Source organism: Rodentibacter sp. JRC1 (assembly GCF_020521555.1).
In the GTDB taxonomy this organism is placed as follows: domain Bacteria; phylum Pseudomonadota; class Gammaproteobacteria; order Enterobacterales; family Pasteurellaceae; genus Rodentibacter; species Rodentibacter abscessus.
Map to the genome: position 1 here is coordinate 1,108,657 of NZ_BPWA01000001.1, position 19,721 is coordinate 1,128,377.

Annotated in this window: 17 protein-coding genes; 1 reads left to right on the top strand and 16 read right to left on the bottom strand. The window is 40.8% G+C overall.

Features of this window, described 5'->3' with window-relative positions; translation table 11 throughout:
* Positions 1–57: 57 nt before the first annotated feature.
* Positions 58–468 carry a PRD domain-containing protein gene (locus tag HEMROJRC1_RS04920; RefSeq protein ID WP_226691894.1) on the top strand — a complete coding sequence of 137 codons (411 nt, stop codon included), beginning with the start codon at positions 58–60 and terminating at the stop codon, positions 466–468.
* Here HEMROJRC1_RS04920 and ppx read toward each other — a convergent pair.
* The 16 genes from ppx to tmk all read right to left on the bottom strand — a co-directional run bounded on the left by ppx (position 465) and on the right by tmk (position 19,720).
* Positions 465–1,997 carry an exopolyphosphatase gene (gene ppx / locus HEMROJRC1_RS04925; protein ID WP_226691895.1) on the bottom strand — a complete coding sequence of 511 codons (1,533 nt, stop codon included), beginning with the start codon at positions 1,995–1,997 and terminating at the stop codon, positions 465–467. The two genes, HEMROJRC1_RS04920 and ppx, sit on opposite strands and share 4 nt — an antisense overlap.
* A 12-nt stretch (positions 1,998–2,009) precedes the next feature.
* Positions 2,010–5,921 (bottom strand): translocation/assembly module TamB domain-containing protein, encoded by a 3,912-nt coding sequence (locus HEMROJRC1_RS04930; protein WP_226692935.1) that lies wholly within the window; start codon positions 5,919–5,921, stop codon positions 2,010–2,012.
* A gap of 8 nt (positions 5,922–5,929) precedes the next feature.
* Positions 5,930–7,663 carry an autotransporter assembly complex family protein gene (locus HEMROJRC1_RS04935; RefSeq protein WP_226691896.1) on the bottom strand — a complete coding sequence of 578 codons (1,734 nt, stop codon included), beginning with the start codon at positions 7,661–7,663 and terminating at the stop codon, positions 5,930–5,932.
* 151 nt (positions 7,664–7,814) lie between these two features.
* Entirely contained in the window at positions 7,815–8,768 is a 954-nt protein-coding gene (gene rseB / locus HEMROJRC1_RS04940; protein ID WP_226691897.1) for a sigma-E factor regulatory protein RseB, read from the bottom strand.
* A gap of 80 nt (positions 8,769–8,848) precedes the next feature.
* Entirely contained in the window at positions 8,849–9,433 is a 585-nt protein-coding gene (locus HEMROJRC1_RS04945) for a sigma-E factor negative regulatory protein (protein ID WP_226691898.1), read from the bottom strand.
* 19 nt (positions 9,434–9,452) lie between these two features.
* The gene (gene rpoE, locus HEMROJRC1_RS04950; protein ID WP_226691899.1) at positions 9,453–10,028 is read right to left on the bottom strand and encodes an RNA polymerase sigma factor RpoE; all 576 of its coding nucleotides are present in this window, start codon (positions 10,026–10,028) and stop codon (positions 9,453–9,455) included.
* Between the two features lie 116 nt (positions 10,029–10,144).
* Positions 10,145–10,402 (bottom strand): succinate dehydrogenase assembly factor 2, encoded by a 258-nt coding sequence (locus HEMROJRC1_RS04955; RefSeq protein ID WP_226691900.1) that lies wholly within the window; start codon positions 10,400–10,402, stop codon positions 10,145–10,147.
* Between the two features lie 76 nt (positions 10,403–10,478).
* Positions 10,479–12,146 carry a fructose-specific PTS transporter subunit EIIC gene (locus tag HEMROJRC1_RS04960; RefSeq protein WP_226691901.1) on the bottom strand — a complete coding sequence of 556 codons (1,668 nt, stop codon included), beginning with the start codon at positions 12,144–12,146 and terminating at the stop codon, positions 10,479–10,481.
* A gap of 4 nt (positions 12,147–12,150) precedes the next feature.
* A complete protein-coding gene (gene fruK / locus HEMROJRC1_RS04965; RefSeq protein WP_226691902.1) occupies positions 12,151–13,092 on the bottom strand; it encodes a 1-phosphofructokinase in 942 nt (313 codons plus the stop codon).
* 2 nt (positions 13,093–13,094) lie between these two features.
* Positions 13,095–14,609: a fused PTS fructose transporter subunit IIA/HPr protein gene (gene fruB / locus HEMROJRC1_RS04970; protein ID WP_226691903.1), complete on the bottom strand. Its 1,515-nt coding sequence runs from the start codon at positions 14,607–14,609 to the stop codon at positions 13,095–13,097.
* A 71-nt stretch (positions 14,610–14,680) separates the two neighbouring features.
* On the bottom strand, positions 14,681–15,211 hold the full coding sequence (locus tag HEMROJRC1_RS04975) for a hypothetical protein (protein WP_226691904.1): 531 nt from the start codon (positions 15,209–15,211) through the stop codon (positions 14,681–14,683).
* A gap of 75 nt (positions 15,212–15,286) precedes the next feature.
* Positions 15,287–16,579 carry a hemolysin family protein gene (locus HEMROJRC1_RS04980; RefSeq protein ID WP_226691905.1) on the bottom strand — a complete coding sequence of 431 codons (1,293 nt, stop codon included), beginning with the start codon at positions 16,577–16,579 and terminating at the stop codon, positions 15,287–15,289.
* Positions 16,580–16,669: 90 nt separating this feature from the next.
* Positions 16,670–17,194: a DUF1523 family protein gene (locus HEMROJRC1_RS04985; RefSeq protein WP_226691906.1), complete on the bottom strand. Its 525-nt coding sequence runs from the start codon at positions 17,192–17,194 to the stop codon at positions 16,670–16,672.
* Between the two features lie 26 nt (positions 17,195–17,220).
* Positions 17,221–18,003, bottom strand: coding sequence for a YchF/TatD family DNA exonuclease (locus tag HEMROJRC1_RS04990; protein WP_226691907.1), 783 nt, complete (start codon positions 18,001–18,003; stop codon positions 17,221–17,223).
* An 86-nt stretch (positions 18,004–18,089) separates the two neighbouring features.
* A complete protein-coding gene (locus tag HEMROJRC1_RS04995) occupies positions 18,090–19,091 on the bottom strand; it encodes a DNA polymerase III subunit delta' (RefSeq protein WP_226691908.1) in 1,002 nt (333 codons plus the stop codon).
* A complete protein-coding gene (gene tmk / locus HEMROJRC1_RS05000; RefSeq protein ID WP_226691909.1) occupies positions 19,088–19,720 on the bottom strand; it encodes a dTMP kinase in 633 nt (210 codons plus the stop codon). The genes HEMROJRC1_RS04995 and tmk overlap by 4 nt, the downstream gene beginning before the upstream one ends.
* Position 19,721 lies beyond the last annotated feature (1 nt).

Below are 19,721 nucleotides of genomic sequence, written 5' to 3' on the forward strand. Positions count from 1 at the left end.
TTCTTCACATAAAGTACGTTAGATTATAGTGCCTATTTTAGAGGAACAGGAGTCTAAATGCGACTGCTTAATCAACTTGAGCGTTGGAAATTACGCGGACAGATTAATCAGCCAATTATTGAGATCGTATTTCAATTACGTGATCGTCTTGAACATTACTGGAAAGCGAACGTAAACTCCGCCTTAGTCGATATGTTATTATTTCACATTGCTTGTAGTCTGGGACGTATTGAACGTGGTGGTTGCGCCTCCCCGCTTTATCAGGATATGTTTGAAGAAATCCAAAGTGCGGTCGTTTTTCCGCAAGTTTTAACCATTCACGAAGATTTACTTTCCTTTATGCCTTTCGATATTCCTCAGGCAGAACAAACTTATTTTTTGGCGAATGTGTATTCGTTGTTGTTAGAGCAACCATCAATACAAAAACAAATTCCCTCTCTTATACAAAGAGGGAAAAATAAATCCTAATTAAACACCAACCCCAATTCCAACTCTTTCAATCCGTTACTTTCTTGACGAAGTTCATTCCAAACCAGCGGATTACGATCAAGATACCCCTGCTCAAATTCCAACATCCAATTTGAAGAAGAGCGGTGAATTTTAAGCGTAATTTGTTTGGTTTTCTCCGTAGCTTGGCGTGATTTATTGAGAATCACCGCAAGACGTAATAAACGAATTAATGCCACCACATCTTGTTCATCATAACGGGCAAATTTAATCAAATCACCGCTTTTCAGCACACCGATATGCGAACGAACCAGCAATGTGAGCAAGCGTTGTTGTTCACGATCAAAACCCGGCAATTCCATATTTTGCAAAATATAAGCGGAATGTTTTTGCATATTTTTATGATTGATTACAATACCCACCTCATGCAAACGCGCCGCCCAAAGCAATAAATCTTGCATTTCTTCCGCCATTTCCGGTTTTACCCATTGCGTATATTGATGTATCAATAAATTTGCACTGCCGGCAATGCGGTGCGCTTGCTCGGTATCAATATCAAATTGTTCCGTCAGCCCCCACGCCGTACGCGCGCGAATATCCGCCACTTGAAAATTTTTCTCAATACTGTAGATAACGCCTTCACGCAATGCGCCGTCCGAATAACGCATATGGTCAATATGAAAAACATCAAATACGGCACTTAAAATCGCCAACCCCGGAACAAATACATCTATACGTTCCGGATTCAAGCCCACAATATTCAATTTATCAAAATGTGAGGCGTGCAAGGTTTGCTCAATCAAATCTTCTAAACGCGATTTTGTGATGATACCGTTCGGATCTAATGTTGCGGTAATGACTTGATGCACTGTCTTGATTGTGCCGGAAGAACCCAATGCGGATTGCCATCCCAAATTACGGTATTCCCAGCTTAAATCTTCGATTTTATTGACCGCACTTTGATACGCCTTTTCAAAGTTTTCCTTAGAGATTTCACCATTTTGAAAATATTTTGCCGCAAAACTCACACATCCCATATGACGGCTTTCCGCCACGATCGGCGTGAAATCATCGCCGATAATCATTTCCGTAGAGCCACCCCCTATATCTACCACCAATTTTCGTCCTTTTTCCGGCTGGGTATGACACACGCCGGCATAGATGGTCTTAGCTTCGGTTTGCCCGCTGATGATATTAATCGGATAAGGAAAAACTTTTGCGGCTTGGCGTAAAAATTCGTCATTATTGACCGCTCTTCGCAACGTATAAGTGCCGACAACATTCACATTTTCAGGCGCAAAACCTTGTAAGCGCTCGGCAAATAACGCCAAACAATTTACACCGCGCGTTATCGCCTCCTGACTTAATATCGCATTTTCATCCAAACCTTCCGCGAGTTTTACTTTTTGTTTCAAACGTGACAGCACTTGAATTGAGCCGTTCATAATACGTGCAACAATCATATGAAAACTGTTTGAGCCAAGGTCAATGGCAGCGATTTCACGCACATTCGTTCTAGGGGGGGATAGCATATCCTCTTCGTTATTCATAAATAAGCATTCCTAAAATTCAAACTGATAAAGTAAATCAAATACTTGATTTGTGCCGGAAACCGATTGGAAATAAAGCTGTGGTAATAAACGATAACGTAAAGTCACTTCGGCTAAACCATCAAATAATCCTACGCCATATTTTACCTGTAATCGTTTGCCAATATTACCGCTCACTTGTACTTTAGAGCTATCGCCAACACCTGCCGTGCCGAGATTCAAATCCTGAATCCCAAAGGCTTCGCCGATACCGCCCACAAGTTTACCGCTTTTGGCTAATCCCATACCAAGTAGTGCAGCACCCACAGAACCACCCGAACCGGTTTGTCCGCTATTTTCTAAAGAACGTCCGGTCAGTAAATAAGAAAGTGCCTGATCTTGCGGTTTACTTGGGTTAGAAAAAACCGTCACTTCAGGATTTGTTGCTATGCCGACCACTTTCACACCGGCGGTAATATTATTATCTTCCATCGCTTCCGGATTGCGAATAGCTTCAATATTTAACATTGGTTGTGAGGCAAGCCCTGAAAAATTAATTTGCCCTTTACGAACCAATAAATCCTGCCCAAAAGAAGCATACCGACCATTTTTCAAATCAATTTGACCGTACAAGCCCAAACGCCCTTTTTCTTGTTTTACGGAAAGCAAACCCGTTAAGTTAGATTTAAAACCGTAAGCGTCAAAATGGACATCATCACCGATTTTTATTTTTAAATCGGAACGAATTTCCATACCGGATTTTGTGGTCGCCGCAAACTCACGGTTAATTAGTTCCTCCTTGCTTTTGCGCGGCCCGTTTAAAATCACTTCATCTTCACTCACAGGTTCGGCATTATCCGGCAATGAATCTACTTTAATTCGAGCCCACGGAATATCTACATTACCCGATAAATCTAGCAATTTCGGCGTAGCTTTTGCCACCACATTGGTTGAAAACTGTAATTTCCCCATTGAAGGCAAACTGAGCTTAAAGCCCTCTGTTTCCGCCCTTACTTCTGTGCTCCAATTGTCCAAATTTGCCCAATTTGCACCGCCGCTCATTGTCAAATTTCCGTCAGGTGTTTGAACCTTACCCTGCAAGGTAGAGCGAGTTCCTTCAAAACGAATGGCAACATCACCGTTTGTGACCTCAAAAGGTAAGGTTTTCAGTTTCGCTTTTGCGTTGCGAATGTCGAAATGGCCGTTTAATAAAGGTTTTTCCAAATTTCCGCCTAAGGTGAGTTTAGAAATAACTTCTCCGTTAATTGTTTCACCATTCGTCAACAGCTGATTTGCCAACGCTAAATTTAAACGATCAATACCGATACTACCGCCAAGATTACGCGCACCATTTAAATCATTCAGTTTTAAATCGGCATTAATATACCCTTGATTTTGCACGTTGATGTCGGATTTCAAGCTGAGATTATTATTCTGAATATCCGCATTTAGTGTGAGTTTAGGAATAGCAAGTTTAAAAGTGCGATAATCCAATTTTTGTGCAATACCTAAATTATCACCGGTCAAAGTCAGGTTTAGAAGAAAGGGTTTATCGCTAAACCACGCCACTTTTCCTTCACTACGAAGATTTCCCTTCAAGCTATCTTGCCCGATAAATTGATTCACCAAATCAAGATTAATACGCTTTATATTAAAAGGAATTTCGCCATTTTCCCCAGCCGTGAAAGATTTCGGGAAACACAAATCCGCATTAATATTTTGCCAACAATGTGCGCCGATTGCGGCTTGTATTTTTTTATTGTCATAGTGTACGGAAATCGCTTGGTTTGGCTTTACATCCCCTATCGGCGTGTCTATCTTCATTTGGCTTAATGACCCTTTCCATTGCTGAGAAGTGCGGTCAAAATTGCCTGAGATTTTTAAATCTGCCGCCACAGGTTTTCCTTGAGAGGCTAAAACGAGTTGATGGTTTTTTTCATCGCCCGATACGCTCAAATTGACACTTTTCATTGCCACCGCATCACCATAACGAATATTGCCGCCTTTTATATTCAGGTTGCCTTTCAAAATCGGTGAGCCGGAAATATTGCCTTTAACGGTTACATTAGCAATATCTAAAATCTGCCAATGGAGGTGTTGGCTATTAAGATCAAGCGTGACATTCGGTTCAACCAATTTTCCCTGAATTGTCGCTTTCCCCATCAAAGCTCCCGACAAATCAGCATATAAACCACGTAAGTTCGGCGCGTTAATATCAAGCGTTAAATCCGATTCATCACTCAATGTGCCTTTGGCATAAATTTTGTTATCACCATAATTAAGCGATAAATTTGAAATATCGAGTAATGTTTTATCGCTTAACGCCACATCCCCTTTCAGATTCAATGGGCGATGAGAAAGCGTACCAACTAAATCAACCGTTGGTATATCCACCTGCCAACCTTGTTCCCCCGCTTCACCGGATGTGATGAGTTTACCGAACAATACGGCAGGCATTGCCGGTACGTAAGGGCGGATATTCATTTTGTTTAAATTCGCTTCAATGTCCCACTGCGCCCCTTTTTTCCAATTTGCCGAACCGGTTAGTTTCGCTGTCCCCTCTAATGCCGACAAACTTAATTGATGAATATCGACCGCATATAATTTGCCGTCCGCATTCAGCGTTAAACGTGTTGATGGAATATGATCCATTCCTTCCACACCACCCTCAAGCTCGGCATGATAATCCAGTAAATTCCCTGTTAATTTCAAAGTAACGTCATTAATTTTCAACGGTGATAATGCCTGTGCGAAAGCGTATTGCCCTTTAGTGGCTTTAAGTGTGAAGTTTAACGGCATTTTATCTTCGGCAAGTTTTACTTCGGCGTCCAGTTCCGCATTCAATACACCCTTTGTTTTTAGAGAAAGTGCGGTCGTTTTTTTCAACGATCCTGAAAGGGATAAATCCACCTGACTTGCCGGAAATATTGCTTTACCTTGAGATGTAAAAGCATTTAGTGAAGAGGTTAAAGACAAATCCAACGGAAAATCATCGTTTAGCTGTAATGAACCATGAGAATTTAATGTACCGAGCGAACTTTCAATATCCAATTTCTGTAATTGAACAAAATGTCCTGTTGCATCCGCTTGTAATAATAAAGAAGGTAACGTAATGCGTTGTAATTCTTCACCTTGTTCATTTTGTGCGACATATTGCCAATCTTTTGCGGCAAGGTTGGTAACGTGAATATCAAAAGGTAAATTGATCTCACTGACGTTTCCTAAAAATGCGGGAGTAAGGCTTTGTTCAATCGCCGTCCAATCTACGGGTTGATTATTTTCCACTTTGATTGACTTTGTCTTTAATTCTGAAGATTGAATATGCAAAACATCAAGGTTACTTAATTCTGTCGGAGCAAGGGTTAAACCAAATTCATTGTCCAAACTGACCGCACTTTGAAAACCTTCGAGCGCAATATTGGTTTGATCAAGTTTCAGATTCAATTTATCCAGTGCAATATTTTTCACCTGAACAGAAATCGGCAAATTGATTTTTTCCATTGGAGAAGATTCGGTTTGTTTTTCTTCCGATGGTGGCAATTGTGCGGTATCAATCAAGATGACAGGTTCTTTTACGGAAAGATCTTCCACACAAATTTTGCGTGAAAGCAAACAGCCGAAATCTATCTGTAAACGAGCCTGAGCAATGCGTGTATCAATTCCCGCCGTTTGATAACGCACATTGTGCAATACTAAACCGCGCTGCAAACCGCCTTCAACCTGTTCAATAGAAAGGCTATCGAGAAATTTATCCGTCAGTTCAATTAAGCCTCGCTGACCTTGTTCAAAAGACAATGCCCCCAAAAGCGCGAAAACAGGCAAAAAAATGACCGCACTTCCCACACAAAAGGCTTTACGAACAAAGCCTTTTTTCTTTTTAGCTTTGCTTGATTTCGATGATTGCTCAGATTGGGGTTCTTCTCGTTTAATTTCTTGCTTTGTCATCATTCCGTCTAAATCTCTGTACCTAAGCCGATATAAAATTGAATGTTCTTACTGTTGTCCTTGTTTCGAATCGGTGTGGCAATATCAAATTTGATTGCGCCCACCGGTGATGCCCAACGTACGCCGACACCCGCACCATAGCGTAATTCTTCTTGGCTGAAACGATTTGCAGCAAGACCGGCATCGACAAAAGTTGCCGCCCACCATGAGGGATAAACTTGATATTGATATTCAAATGATCCCGTAACCAAACGAGAGCCACCCACTAACTTACCCTTGCGATCTTTCGGTGAGATTTTTTTGTAGCCGTACCCGCGCACACTGCGATCACCGCCGGCGAAAAAGCGAAGCGTCGGCGGAATTTTATTAATATCTTTGGTATTCAAATAACCGATTTCAGCACGGGTGATAATGCGGTGATTTTCCGCATAGGTACGAATCCATCCGGTAGAGGCCTGAACTTTGAAAAAACTCGCATCGGAAAGTAAGCCTTTATAAGCGACATCTACGGTGATTTTCTGCGCATCTCCCCAAGTCGGGAATATTCCGCCACGCAAACGGGTTCGGTTAAAACCACCGGTTGGATACACTAACAAGGTTTTATCTTCTACATCCGCTTGAGTAAATTTATCGTAACGGGCACGCACACCGGCAAAATATTGCCAACCCTCGGCATTATTCCAATAACGCAATCCCGCAAGTGTTAGTGCCGTTGTTTTGGTATCATTCTTATCTTCATTTTCCAAACCGCCGGAAAATTCATAGTAATAATTCAATGGATTTTTTAGTAACGGCACTCTGTAAGTAGCTTCAAGCGTTTGTTTGGGCGCAGAAACATAAAGATTCGTACGGAAACTATGTCCACGATCATTGATCCAAGGTTTTGTCCAACCGATTTGTAAATGCGGGCCGGTATCCGTTGCAAAACCCACACCCAATTCCATCGCATTTTTCTTACGTGGATAAAGCAGCACATCTAAATTGACGACTTTTTTTTGCTCATCGACTTGAGGTTGTAACAACACGGAACTAAACCAGTTGGTGGAAGAAAAATCGTTACTAAATTCAGAAAGTTGATTTACCAAATAAGGTTCGCCCGTATGAATCTTCAACATATTTTGCAGGTAATCTTCTCGGATTTGCGAATGATGAAATTTAATATTGCCATAGTGATAACGTACACCACTCTCAAAAAGCATACGCCACCAAGCCTGATGAGTTTCAGGGCTGATTTCTAAACGAGAGATAGTAAACTTTCCATCTAAATAGCCGCGTGCAAGGGCAAGTGTAGAAATACTATTCTTATAATCGCTATATTTTTGATGTTCAACCAATTCGCCATTTTTAGGTAAATTTTTACGCAATGCCTTAAATGCCTCATCTTGCGCGGCTTCACCTTCAATTTTCACATCCGTACCTGCAATACGTGTCGGCTCACCGGGAGTGACATTGGCGATTAATAAATCTCTACCTTTGCGTTTTTTTAATTCAAAAGTAACGGAAGAATCATAATAACCGAACACCCGCAGCCCTTTATCCACCGCCTCAGTCACCAAGCGTTTATAACGATCAGAACCGTCCATTTCTTCTTTTTCTATAAGCTCAACATTAAGTTTTGTATTACGAATTGCCCGTTCACCTTTAATTCCACGGATTTCAATATCCACGGTTTGTTCGGCAAAAGCGGAGAGCGCCGAAAGGAAAAGCAGAAGTGCGGTTAATTTGAAGGGGATTTTTTTCATTTTTTTAGCTAAACAGAGTAAAGAGATCAATTCCTAACAATGCGTTAGTTTACCTATAAAGTCAGGTTCTTTGAACGTTTTTTACAAATTTTTCGTTATTAAGAAACCCTGTATAAAAAATGCGGTTTATATTAACCGCACTTTTAATTTCTTAATGATTGGTAAATTTCACTTCTTGCACGATTCGTTTCGCTGTGGCGATAGGAAGCTGTCCGATAAACGTGATTTCTTTATCACCGATCACCTCACTATACAAAGTAAATTCGCCTTGTTTCCATGTTTTATCTTGATTAGGTTGTTGACTTTCCGCTTTTGTAACATATAAGGTGAAAGTAAATAATCCGTCACTAAACAAAGAGCTATCAATAATTTCGCCATCAAATAAATCTTGGCTACGTCGAACACTTTCAAATCCCTGTGGTAACCAACCGGGTTCCCAATCCAGAGAGAGAACCGCATTTTGTGTTTCGTTTAATAGCGGTGGCATAGAAACTTTATTTAAATAATTCGTTAAGCCTTTTAAGCTATCATCAATATAAAGCGTAACAACACGGAATTGATCCAATAATTTTCCATCACGATCAAGCATATCGCCCCGAAGTAATAAGCCGTTTTCCTCATCTACAAAAACCAAATATTGATAACGGAAATCATCTTTCGGCACAATTCGAATCGTATCGACAAAACGTCCGGCGACACGATTTTTCCCTAAAGGGATAAAATCATAATTTTCTGCCAGTTTATCAAAATGGCTACGAATAATCGCAGGAAGCGCATCGACAATATTTCCGCTGTTCAATGTGAATGCTTGAGAATTAGGTTGGAAGTAACTGACTAAATTATCCCGCTGAATAATTTCTTGTTGCTCACCATCAAGGGTAACTAATTGTGCATAGGTTTTGTTATCGCGTTTGATATGGCGATAACGAAAGGAATCCATATTATTCGGTGAAGTCTGCACAAAAGCAATTTCATAATTCAGATTATTCACTGCATACGCCATTTTCTCTAACGCCTTTTTTGCCGAACTATCTTCTGCAAAAGCGGAAACACTAAAAAGGGAAATGAGTAAAAGTGCGGTCGATTTTAGAGATATTTTTTTCATAAACGTTTTGACTATTCATAAAAAATCACCACCTCATCGAGGTTGATCAGGTGGTGAATTCATTTGTTCTTATTAGATTACTATTTTGATTGATTAGAACCGACATTTAACGCATCTGCATGCATACGGCGTTGCAATTCATAATTTTGCAACATTGCACCGATACGGCGGTTTTTTTGTTCCATTTGATCGGTGGTTGCCACATCTTTAGTCGGAGCATTGTAGCTAACTTCTTGAACCGAATTATTAAACGGTAAGGTTTGTAACACCGGTGTTTCCGGAACGTTACTTACATCACTTTTAGTATTAAAGGATTGAACGCCAATTACCGCCACTAAACACACGCTCGCTGCCACTGCAATTTGAGCCATCGGCGCAAAGAAAGATTTGAATTTACGCATAAACGGTAGTCTCTGAACTTCTTCAACGGTCGGTTGAGACTCGGAGATCGCTAATTTCTCAATGTTTTCATTCTCAATTAAACCAGCTATTTTTTCCGTAAAATCCGTACCTAATAAAATATCACTTTCTTTACGAATAACGGCACGCACCATATGATAGCTTGCCCAAGACTGTTGCAAAGCTTCATCGTTACATAATTTTTCCGTGAATGAAACATCCACTTGTTCGCCATCCATATAGGCTGAAAGTAACTCTTTTTGCATTTTTAACTCCGACTGTATTTTAACGTTGCATAAGCGGTTGTATTTTATTTTCAATAATTTCACGCGCACGGAAAATTCGAGAACGCACAGTGCCTACGGGGCAATCCATAATTCCGGCAATATCTTCGTAACTTAATCCTTCAAGTTCACGAAGTGTTATCGCTGTTTTTAAATCTTCCGGCATATTCTTAATCGTATCAAAAATAAGTTTTTCCAATTCACCGGATAACATTTCATTTTCCGGCGAATCCACATCACGAAGATGGGTTCCCACATCATAGCTTTCAGCATCTTCTGCCAATATATCTTCGCTTGGTGGACGACGCCCTTGCGCCGTTAAATAATTTTTCGCCGTATTCACGGCAATTCGATATAGCCAAGTGTAGAAAGCACTATCGCCTCGAAAAGATTCAATGGAACGATAGGCTTTAATAAAGGATTCCTGCACAACATCAGGAATATCATTACGCGAAATGTAACGGGTAAGCAACCCGGCTACTTTATTCTGATAACGCGAAACTAATAAATTAAAGGCTTTTTTATCGCCTTGCTGTACCCTTTCTACCAAAGCTTGATCCGTTAGCTGTTCAGCCATATTTCTCCTAATGCTATGTCTAACACGCCTTAATATTTAAGACAGCAAGCTCTTGTCGCTTTATCTGACATAAGTGATTTAAAAAAGTTCAAAGGTTAAAAACAATTTAGGTATTCTTAAATAGTGGAAATTTTTTGTTTTGTTTGAATATATTCCACCATATTTTGTAATTCGGCATCTTCTGCTTTGCCACGATTAAAAAACCAAGAAAATAATTGTAAATCTGTGCTGGCAAGTAAACGAATGAAAACATCTTTTTGCGCATCCGCTAATTCATCAAAATGCTGCTGATAAAACGGCATAATGATTTTATCTAACTCCAGCATTCCACGTCGGCAATCCCATTCAATACGAAGTTTGTTGTATTTTTCCATATTTCCTCCAAGCAAAAGTGCGGTTAATTTTTCTTATGTTTCAAAAACTTTAAAAAAATAACCGCACTTTTGTTGATTATTCTGCAGTCGGTTTCGGTTTAATCACTGCATAAATAACCCCGGTAATTAAAGCACCTGCCGCAATCGCCGCTAAATAACGCACCGGTTCGGAAACAAACGGAATCACGAATAATCCGCCGTGTGGGGCTTGTAAAGTAATATCCGAAGCCATTGAAATTGCACCGGCTGTCGCACCACCAATAACAGAGCTTATAATAACGCGGATCGGATCGGCTGCAACAAAAGGTAATGCACCTTCTGAAATAAAGCATAAACCCAATACGAAAGAAGCTTTACCTGCATCACGTTGATTTGCCGTAAATTTACTACGTGCAATCCAAGTAGCGATCGCCATACCGATTGGCGGCACCATACCCGCAGCCATTGCGGCTGCCATTGGCGTGTAAACTTGTGATGCAATCATTCCCACAGAGAACGTGTATGCCGCTTTATTGACCGGTCCGCCCATATCAATACACATCATTGCACCGATTAAGGTTCCCAACACCATTGCATTCACTTCACCCATGGATTTTAACCATTCGGTTAATGCATTCATTATTTGCGCAACCGGTGGATTAACCACATAAAGCATAGCCAAACCGACGATTAATGTACCTAAGAGCGGTAAAATTAAAATTGGTTTTAATGAAGTCAAACTCGCCGGTAACTTAATAATGATATTTAATCCTTTCACCACATAACCGGCAAGGAAACCCGCAACAATACCGCCTAAAATACCAGCTCCCGCAGTTGTCGCAAGCATACCGCCGATAAGCCCTACAGCAAGCCCCGGGCGATCAGCAATAGAAAATGCCACGTAACCGGCAAAAACAGCGATCATTAAGTGGAACGCAGCACCACCGCCAATATCCATCAAGGCTTTAGGAATACCGTGGAAAATGGTTTCATCCTTAAACGCTTCAATTCCAAACATAAAGGAAATTGCGATTAATAAACCACCGGCCACTACCAACGGTAACATATGAGATACACCGGTCATCAAGTGTTTATATACGCCTTTTTTCTCGCCGCTTTCTTCAGCATTTACTTTTGCATTACCGCCTTCAAACACTTTTGCTTCTTTAAAGGCTTTATCAAATTCTTGTGCGGTTTTCTTTAATGCTAATCCGGTAGAAGTGCGATACATCGGTTTACCTTTGAATTTGTCCAACGGCACATCAATATCCGCCGCAATAAACACAAGATCTGCCGCCGCCACTTCTTCAGGCGTAATTTCATTACCGGCACCCACTTGACCGCGAGTCTCCACTTTTACGTTCCAGCCTTGTTTTTTCGCATAAGCTTCAATGGCTTCGGCAGACATAAAGGTATGCGCGACTCCCGTAGGACAAGCGGTAACCGCCACAATATTTTTCACACCGGAAACAGTGGCAAAATTAACCGCACTTTCAGGTGAATAATCAACGCCATTTGCCATCGCATTTGCTAACGTAACTTCCGGTGAGGTCATGGCAATATCAACCCCCACCATAAAGATTTTTTTACCTGTTAGTGCGGCATTGTTTGGCAGTTGTGAACCGAATACAAGCGCAAGATCGGCTTCTGCGGCATTTTCTACCAGTGAAATATTTGCTTTCTGAGCCGCTTCACGAAACACTTTGCGTAATAAATAGGCCTTTGCACTGCCTACATCGTTTGATTGGGTTAAAAATAACTTCATTTTATTATCCTTCAATCACAGTGATTTTTACTTGGTCTAAAATAGGCTTAAGGAGAGTAGGATCACTTACTCCGACATTACTTTGCGATACGGCAAAAGCAGAAACCGCACTGGCAAAAGCCAAAGTCTCCGCTTTTGAGAACCCTTGGTCAAAGCCGTAAATTAAACCTGCCACCATAGAATCCCCTGCACCTACGGTGCTGACCACATTTTCACATTTTGGCGGTTGCGCTTGCAAAATGCCTTCATTATTGAGCCACAAGGATCCTTCCGCACCCATAGAAATAATCACATTTTCAATACCTTGAGCTTTTAATTGTTGTGCAGCATCAATGATTTCTTCCACCGTATTAAGTGAATGCCCAACCCAAGCCTCTAATTCACGATGATTGGGTTTCACCAACCAAGGATGTGCTTTTAAACCGGCTGTCAATGCCGCATTGCTACTATCCAGCACGACTTTCACACCGGCTTGATGCAATTGGTTTAACCAGTCGGCGAACAATTCAGGTGTAACGCCGCGCGGCAAACTCCCGCACACCGCAACAATATCGTAATCCAAACAATACGCCAAAGAATCGGCAGTAAATTGTTGCCATACCGTTGAACTGATTTCGTAACCAAGGAAATTTAAGTCGGTAACATCTGCTTCCGTTTCGGTAATTTTTACATTGATACGGGTTTTACCGGCAACACGGTGGAATTTATCTTCCAATCCCTGTTTTTTGAACATTTGCTCAAAATCGCCTACATTGTCTTCACCCAAAAAACCACCTACGGCAACATCCGAGCCTAAATCCTTCAGCACTTTTGCCACATTAATACCTTTGCCGGCTGGGAAAAGCCCAAGGGTTTCAACGGTATTTACTTCACCTAATTCAATGCGAGCCAAACGCCCAACCAAATCATAAGCCGCATTTAAGGTAATGGTTGCAATTTTTGCCATAACTATTCACCTTTCCCTTCGCCAAGACCTGATTCGATGGCGATGCGAATCCCTTCAATGGCTTCTTTCGCTTGTTCGCCGGTCGCCACAAAACGTAAGCGAGAACCTTTTACAGCACCTAAGGCTACGATTTTCATTAAACTTTTTGCACTGACTAATTGGGAATTACGATCAAGATTTTGCACCGCAATCGAAGCATTATATTTCTTTACTTCGTTTACCAGTACTGCACTCGGACGAGCGTGTAAACCATGTTCATTGTTGATCACAAACACCGCTTCAATGGCATCGGAAGGCAGACTACTATCTTCTGCTATTGTCGGCGCATAACCCTGTTCAGCCATCACTTCAATGGTATCCGGTTGGGCAGGCGGTACGGACGAAACGCTTTCGCCCAAACCTTCCGCAATCACTTTACCAAGCGCTTCAATCGCTTGTTTAGCATCTTCACCTTCTGCGACAAAACGTAAACGATGACCTTGCGTTACACCCAATGCTACAATTTTCATCAAACTTTTTGCGCTTACCGGCTCTCCACCACGGGTAAGATTTTGTACGGTAATTTTCGAAGTGAATTTTTTCACTTCATTCACTAAATTAGCACTTGGACGGGCGTGTAAACCATGCTCGTTACGAACGGTGAAGGTTCCTACAACCGCCCCGATAACACTTTCTGTTGCCGCAGTTGCAGGTTCGCCCCCTAAAAGTGCGGTCAAAATATCGGTAGAATTTCCATTTAATAATGCGTTTTGCACGTCATCTTCCAATAAACGGACTAATGTCGGATTAATCGTCTCATTTACAGCAGCTACTGTAATGACGCCTTTAACCGGTTTGCCGTTATGACTGAAAATGGTTTTCGCGCGACTAAACGCCAAAGCGTTCTTTAGATTACCGGAAACCGCATCGGTAACCCATAAGCCTTTTCCTAGCGGTAGTGCGGCATTGCCGATAACTTCAGAAACAAAACTATTTTCAACCGCACTTTGGGCTTTTAATTGACCGGCATTCATTGCCACTAAAGTAAATAAACTTTGTGTGTTTACGTCCAGATGAATATTTTCTTCAGGAATAGTAAAGGCTTCTGTGGGCTCACCCGTCAAAGTCGCACGGAATTGCTCAACATCTGTCATTACAGCTAATTTCGCGGCAGTATCTTCATCACCAAGTACATGGGTTAATTGACGCAATAATGCCAAATGTTCATCAGAGCGGGCTGCGATACCAATCACTACATAAGCCGTGTTGCCTTCGCCCCATTCAATTCCTTGGGGAAATTGAAACACTTGCACACCGGTTTTTTTCACCATTGAACGGGTTTCTAATGTGCCGTGCGGAATTGCAATACCGTTACCTAAAAAAGTAGACGTTTGCTGTTCACGATCGAGCATACCTTGTAAGTATCCGCTTTCCACATAACCCGTATTTTCCAAAGCTCCCGCAGCCATTTCAATGGCTTGTTGCTTGTTTTCTGCGCTAACATTTAAGTGAATGTTGCTTTCCGAAAGTTCTAACATTCTTACTCCTCAGTCTAAGATTTAGAAAAAGAAAAAACTGTTGATAGAATGATCCTCAACAGTTTTATATATTATTTTGCTGTACAAACCTTTAGCAGCTCATCACTGCCTTTTGCGATATATTCATCATTTTCGCCACGCTCTTTGCCCTTTTTCAAATCGCGCATCGCATCGTAGATCCCTTGAGTTATACTCGGCGAATCAAGTTTACTCCAACAGGTCGGGCTTAAACGGTTAAAATTACTTTGTAATGCTTCTCCGTGCAGTACGCCGCTGTAATAAGCATATACATCCGAATCATGCCCGCCGGTATAAAGTTTATCTTGGATTTGCTTAATCGGTACTAAAATACGACCTAAATACCAATCATTTACACCACTGGCGAAATTATCTACGTAGAAATGTTCATTTACACGGCCTTTATAGGTTGCCACTGTCGCTTCATAAGCCGCCGCATAAGATTTTTGATCGATTTTATCTTTATCCAAATCAATCACTTTTTTATCATTCCCCATAAAAGGAATATGCGATGTCATTGAAGAGATGGAAGAACAAGCCGCAAGCATAATAGAAAATAAAAATACAGATATTGTTTTTAACATAGTTATCCTATTAAATATAAAATAAACCGGCGCCATTATACTGGCTGCAGTGGATTACGCAAGAAAGTACCTAATCTATTCACTTTCTTTCACTAATGACACTAAAACTTGGTCAATTTTAAAATTTTCGGTATCAACCACTTCAAATTTGTATTTTCCATAAATCAACGAATCGGTTTTTTTCGGGATTTTACGTAGCATATACATCATAAAGCCACTGATCGTTTCATAATTTTCTTCATCGGGGAAAGATTCAATATCCAATGCACGCATTACATCTTCAAGTGGTGTCGCGCCATCAATGAGCCAAGAATTTTCATCACGGCTGACGATTTGTTCTTCTTCGTTAGATACCAGTTCGCCCATTACAATGCTCATTACATCATTAAGGGTAACTATTCCCACCACTAAAGCATATTCATTCACAATAACGGCAAAATCTTCACCGGTTGATTTAAACAATTCCAAAACTTCATAAAGGGAAAGGGTATCCGGTACAAACAAGGCTTTACGCAACAATTTCGGATCGGTTAATGAAACATCAACATTTTTTAAATACATCGTCAATAATGTATGAGACTCCACATAACCAAGAATCTTATCAAGCCCATTATCGCAAATGACAATTTTGGAATGGGAATCACGGGAAAGGGTATCCATCACATCTTGTCGGCTAAAAGTGCGGTCTAAATACACGATGTTTTCACGCGTTGTCATTGTTGAAGTGACGGTGCGTTCTTGCATATCAAAAATATTTTCAATGAGATAATGTTGCTCGGTTTTTAATACACCGGCTTCCGCCCCTGCTTCTACCACGGCAACAATATCCTCGGAAGAGATATTGTCATTACGCAACATAGAAACACCAAACAGTTTGAAAAGCATATTTGATAAGCCGTCAAATACCCAAACTATCGGTTTTAACAAGAAAATTAACACTTGCATTATACCAACTGTACGCAATGCCACAGCTTCCGGATTAATCAAGGCAAGACGTTTTGGCATTAGATCCGCCAAAAGAATAAAAGAGGAAGTCACTAAAAAGAAGGCAATCCAAGAAGAAGCGGGTTCTAGCCAAGGGGCTTGTGTGTATTTATATAAAAAATGTTGCAAATGAAGGCTGATGTCTGCCTCACCAATCATCCCTCCCAATATGGCGACCATATTTAAACCAATTTGAACAACCGTAATAAAACTCCCCGGTTGTTCTTGTAACCTTAACACCTGTGCAGCCTTTAAGTTGCCTTCATTTGCCATATTTTGCAACTTAATACGGCGCGCACCCGCTAAAGATATTTCAGCTGATGACACGATTGCACTAATAATGATTAACAAAATTAACACTAAAATAGCAACAAATAAATTCATAATATTCTCGTTAAGTTAAATGAATAAATAGATTTGTTTCTTTGATAAAGTGCGGTCAAATTTAACCGCACTTTTAGAGGGAAAAGCACCCTAGTTTTCGCTATCGAACCAGCCGCGGACAAATTGAATAGAAAGGAATAATGTGATCAACAGGAACGCATAAAATATCCAAGATAAAATCGGATGGCTTGGAGTTACATCTCCGCTGATTTCTTTTACCGAAACCGCATTACGAAATTCATCAAACATCGTTAAACGCCAGCCGTAATATTTTATTTGAACCAATTTATTTTCATTGCCCATCGCTTGGGCTTCAGCTTGTAAATTTGCCGAGCCGAACTTGAAATAGAACGGAAAACCCCAACGGGTATCTTCATTACGGTACACCATAATTTTTCCGTCATCATTTTGCGTGTTGATGTAATACACATCACGAGTAGGACCGTCTGCCGGATTGGATTTAGTAATCGGCCCGTCTTTATCGACACGTTTTACTTCCACACCGGTGACACGGGTCACATCGTAGTGAGGAAAAACATAGTTCACCACGGAAAACATAAAACCATGGAAAACAAAGATGACTAAAAATAGAAAATATTTAAAAAATTTACGCATTATTTCTCCTTTAAAAAGTTGTTCATTTATTCTACACGAATTTTAAATAAACGCTCGAAATTTTGCGTAGTAATCCGCGCAAACTCTTCGGCAGAAAATCCTTTCAAGGTTGCCACATATTCACAAACTTCCCTTGTGTAAGCCGGTTGATTTTCTTTACCGCGATAAGGTACCGGCGCAAGGTAAGGTGAATCCGTTTCAACCAACAAGCGATCTGCCGGTACATAGCGAATCGCTTCACGAATCGCTTCGGCATTTTTAAACGTAATAATACCGGAACAAGAAATATAAAATCCGAGATCCAAGGCTTTTTTGGCAAAATCTAAAGTTTCCGTAAAACAGTGGATAACGCCTCCGCACTTCTCCGCTTTATTTTCACGCAGCATCGAAATCGTATCCTCACCTGCCGCGCGTGTATGAATAATCACGGGCTTATTAAGTTGGTTTGCAATCGCTATTTGGCTAGCGAATATGCTTTGCTGTTCAATTTTATTATCCGCACTGTAATAGTAATCTAAACCAATTTCACCGATGGCAATCACTTTTTTATCCTGTGCCAAACGTAATAATCGGTCGGCTTCATAATGTTCTTCTTCAAAATCTAACGGATGAACACCACAAGCTAATGAAATATTGTCAAATCGGCTCAGAGTTTCGTAAGCTTTTTCAAAACGACTTAAGGTAACACCGATAGCAAGCAAGTGTTTTACATCTCGTGCGTAAGCTTTTTCAACGACATCTGCAATATTTTTATGCAGGTTCTCATAATCCAATGCATCTAAATGGCAATGGGAATCAACGATAAACATTTATTATTTGTTCCTTATTATTTCAGTATGTCATGGAAAATTGCCACAACGAAATCATTTTATTTTAGAGAAAGAGCGTTTTTAGGTTAATTATTTACTTCAAACACATCCGTTATTAATTTGGTTAGTCCATCTAACAGCATTAATTCTACATTTACCCCATTAATCGAACGCAAATCCGACCGCACTTTTTGCATAATGTTGATGGCTTTCAATAAACCCTGTACAGTTTGCTCATCACCGAATTGCGCCACACCACGAGCCAAATCAGCAACTTGACGATGGCTGTTAATTTCAAGTTTGTATTTTAAACTATCGGCAAGAAACGCTAAGATCCAATCTACCTGCCGTATATAATGTTCTTTATCAAATAAAGGAAGAAGTTCTAAAGGTGAACGGCGGCGATAAAAGATCCAAAATTGTCGAAGGAAATTTTTTCGCTGTTCAATTAAACTTTGTTGTAACGTTTCCAATGCAAGTAAAGGACGACCTAAATTCATTGTAAGAGCGGTAGAAATATCTTCAAAATTGACCGCACTTTCTCCCATATATTGACTTTGTAACCAATCCTGCGCCGTTTGTTCGTCCGGTATGGGTAATGTCCATACTTGGCAACGGCTATAAATAGTAGCTAATAAGCTCGCCGAGCTATCCGTTTTCAGCAAAAAATACGTATTTGGACGAGGTTCTTCCAGTGTTTTTAATAATGCGTTAGCGGCGGCTTCCGTTAAATGTTCCGCTCCCTCTATATAGATTACTTTATTGCCGTTTTGCTGCGAATGTTGAGCAACGATTTCATTAATCTCGCGCACTTGATCCACGCCAATATCTTTACCTTCAATAGAACGCAATTCATGGTAATCAGGGTGGCTATGCGCCTGCATTAAGTGACAGGAATGACATTCTCCGCAGGCTTGACTACCCTGCGGGTTAATACACATAATTCGGCGGGAAAGTGCATCAAATAACTTTTCTGCGCCCAATCCCTGATCCGATTTAATCAATACGGCGTGATGCCCTAATTTTTCCGAGAAAGTTTGAGCTATTTTTACGTAAGTAGGGTTAAGCCAAGGATAAAGTGCGGTCATTTTTCGTTATGTTTCCACCAATTTTTTACCGCACTTTCAATATCTGCACGCACTTGTTCAATATTTTGTTCAGCATTAATCGTAACGGCTTTCGGGTTATTTTTTACTAATTCCAAATAACGTGAGCGGGTGCGGTGAAAAAAATCCAAATTCATTTGTTCAATACGATCCAGCTCGCCACGTCCGCGCGCACGCGCTAATCCTAACGCAGGATCAATATCCAAATAGATGGTCAGATCCGGTTCAAAATTCCCCAAAACCGTCTCTTTTAGCGTCTGCATAAAATGCGGATTAAGCTGACGACCTCCACCTTGATAAGCCTGAGATGACATATCGTGACGATCGCCCACCACCCATTTTCCTTGGGCAAGCGCCGGTTTAATGACATTTTCTACCAATTGAATTCGAGCGGCATAAAGCATTAATAGTTCCGCTTTATCGGTTACCGGTTCTTCGGTTTCGTGCTTAATAAGTTGGCGCAATTTTTCTGCCAAAGGCGTACCGCCCGGTTCTCGGGTAACGATGACATCATTAATACCCAGCTCTTTTAAAATATCCACCACCGCTTGATGTGCCGTGCTTTTTCCCGCACCTTCCAAACCTTCAATGACAATAAATTTTCCGCTCATA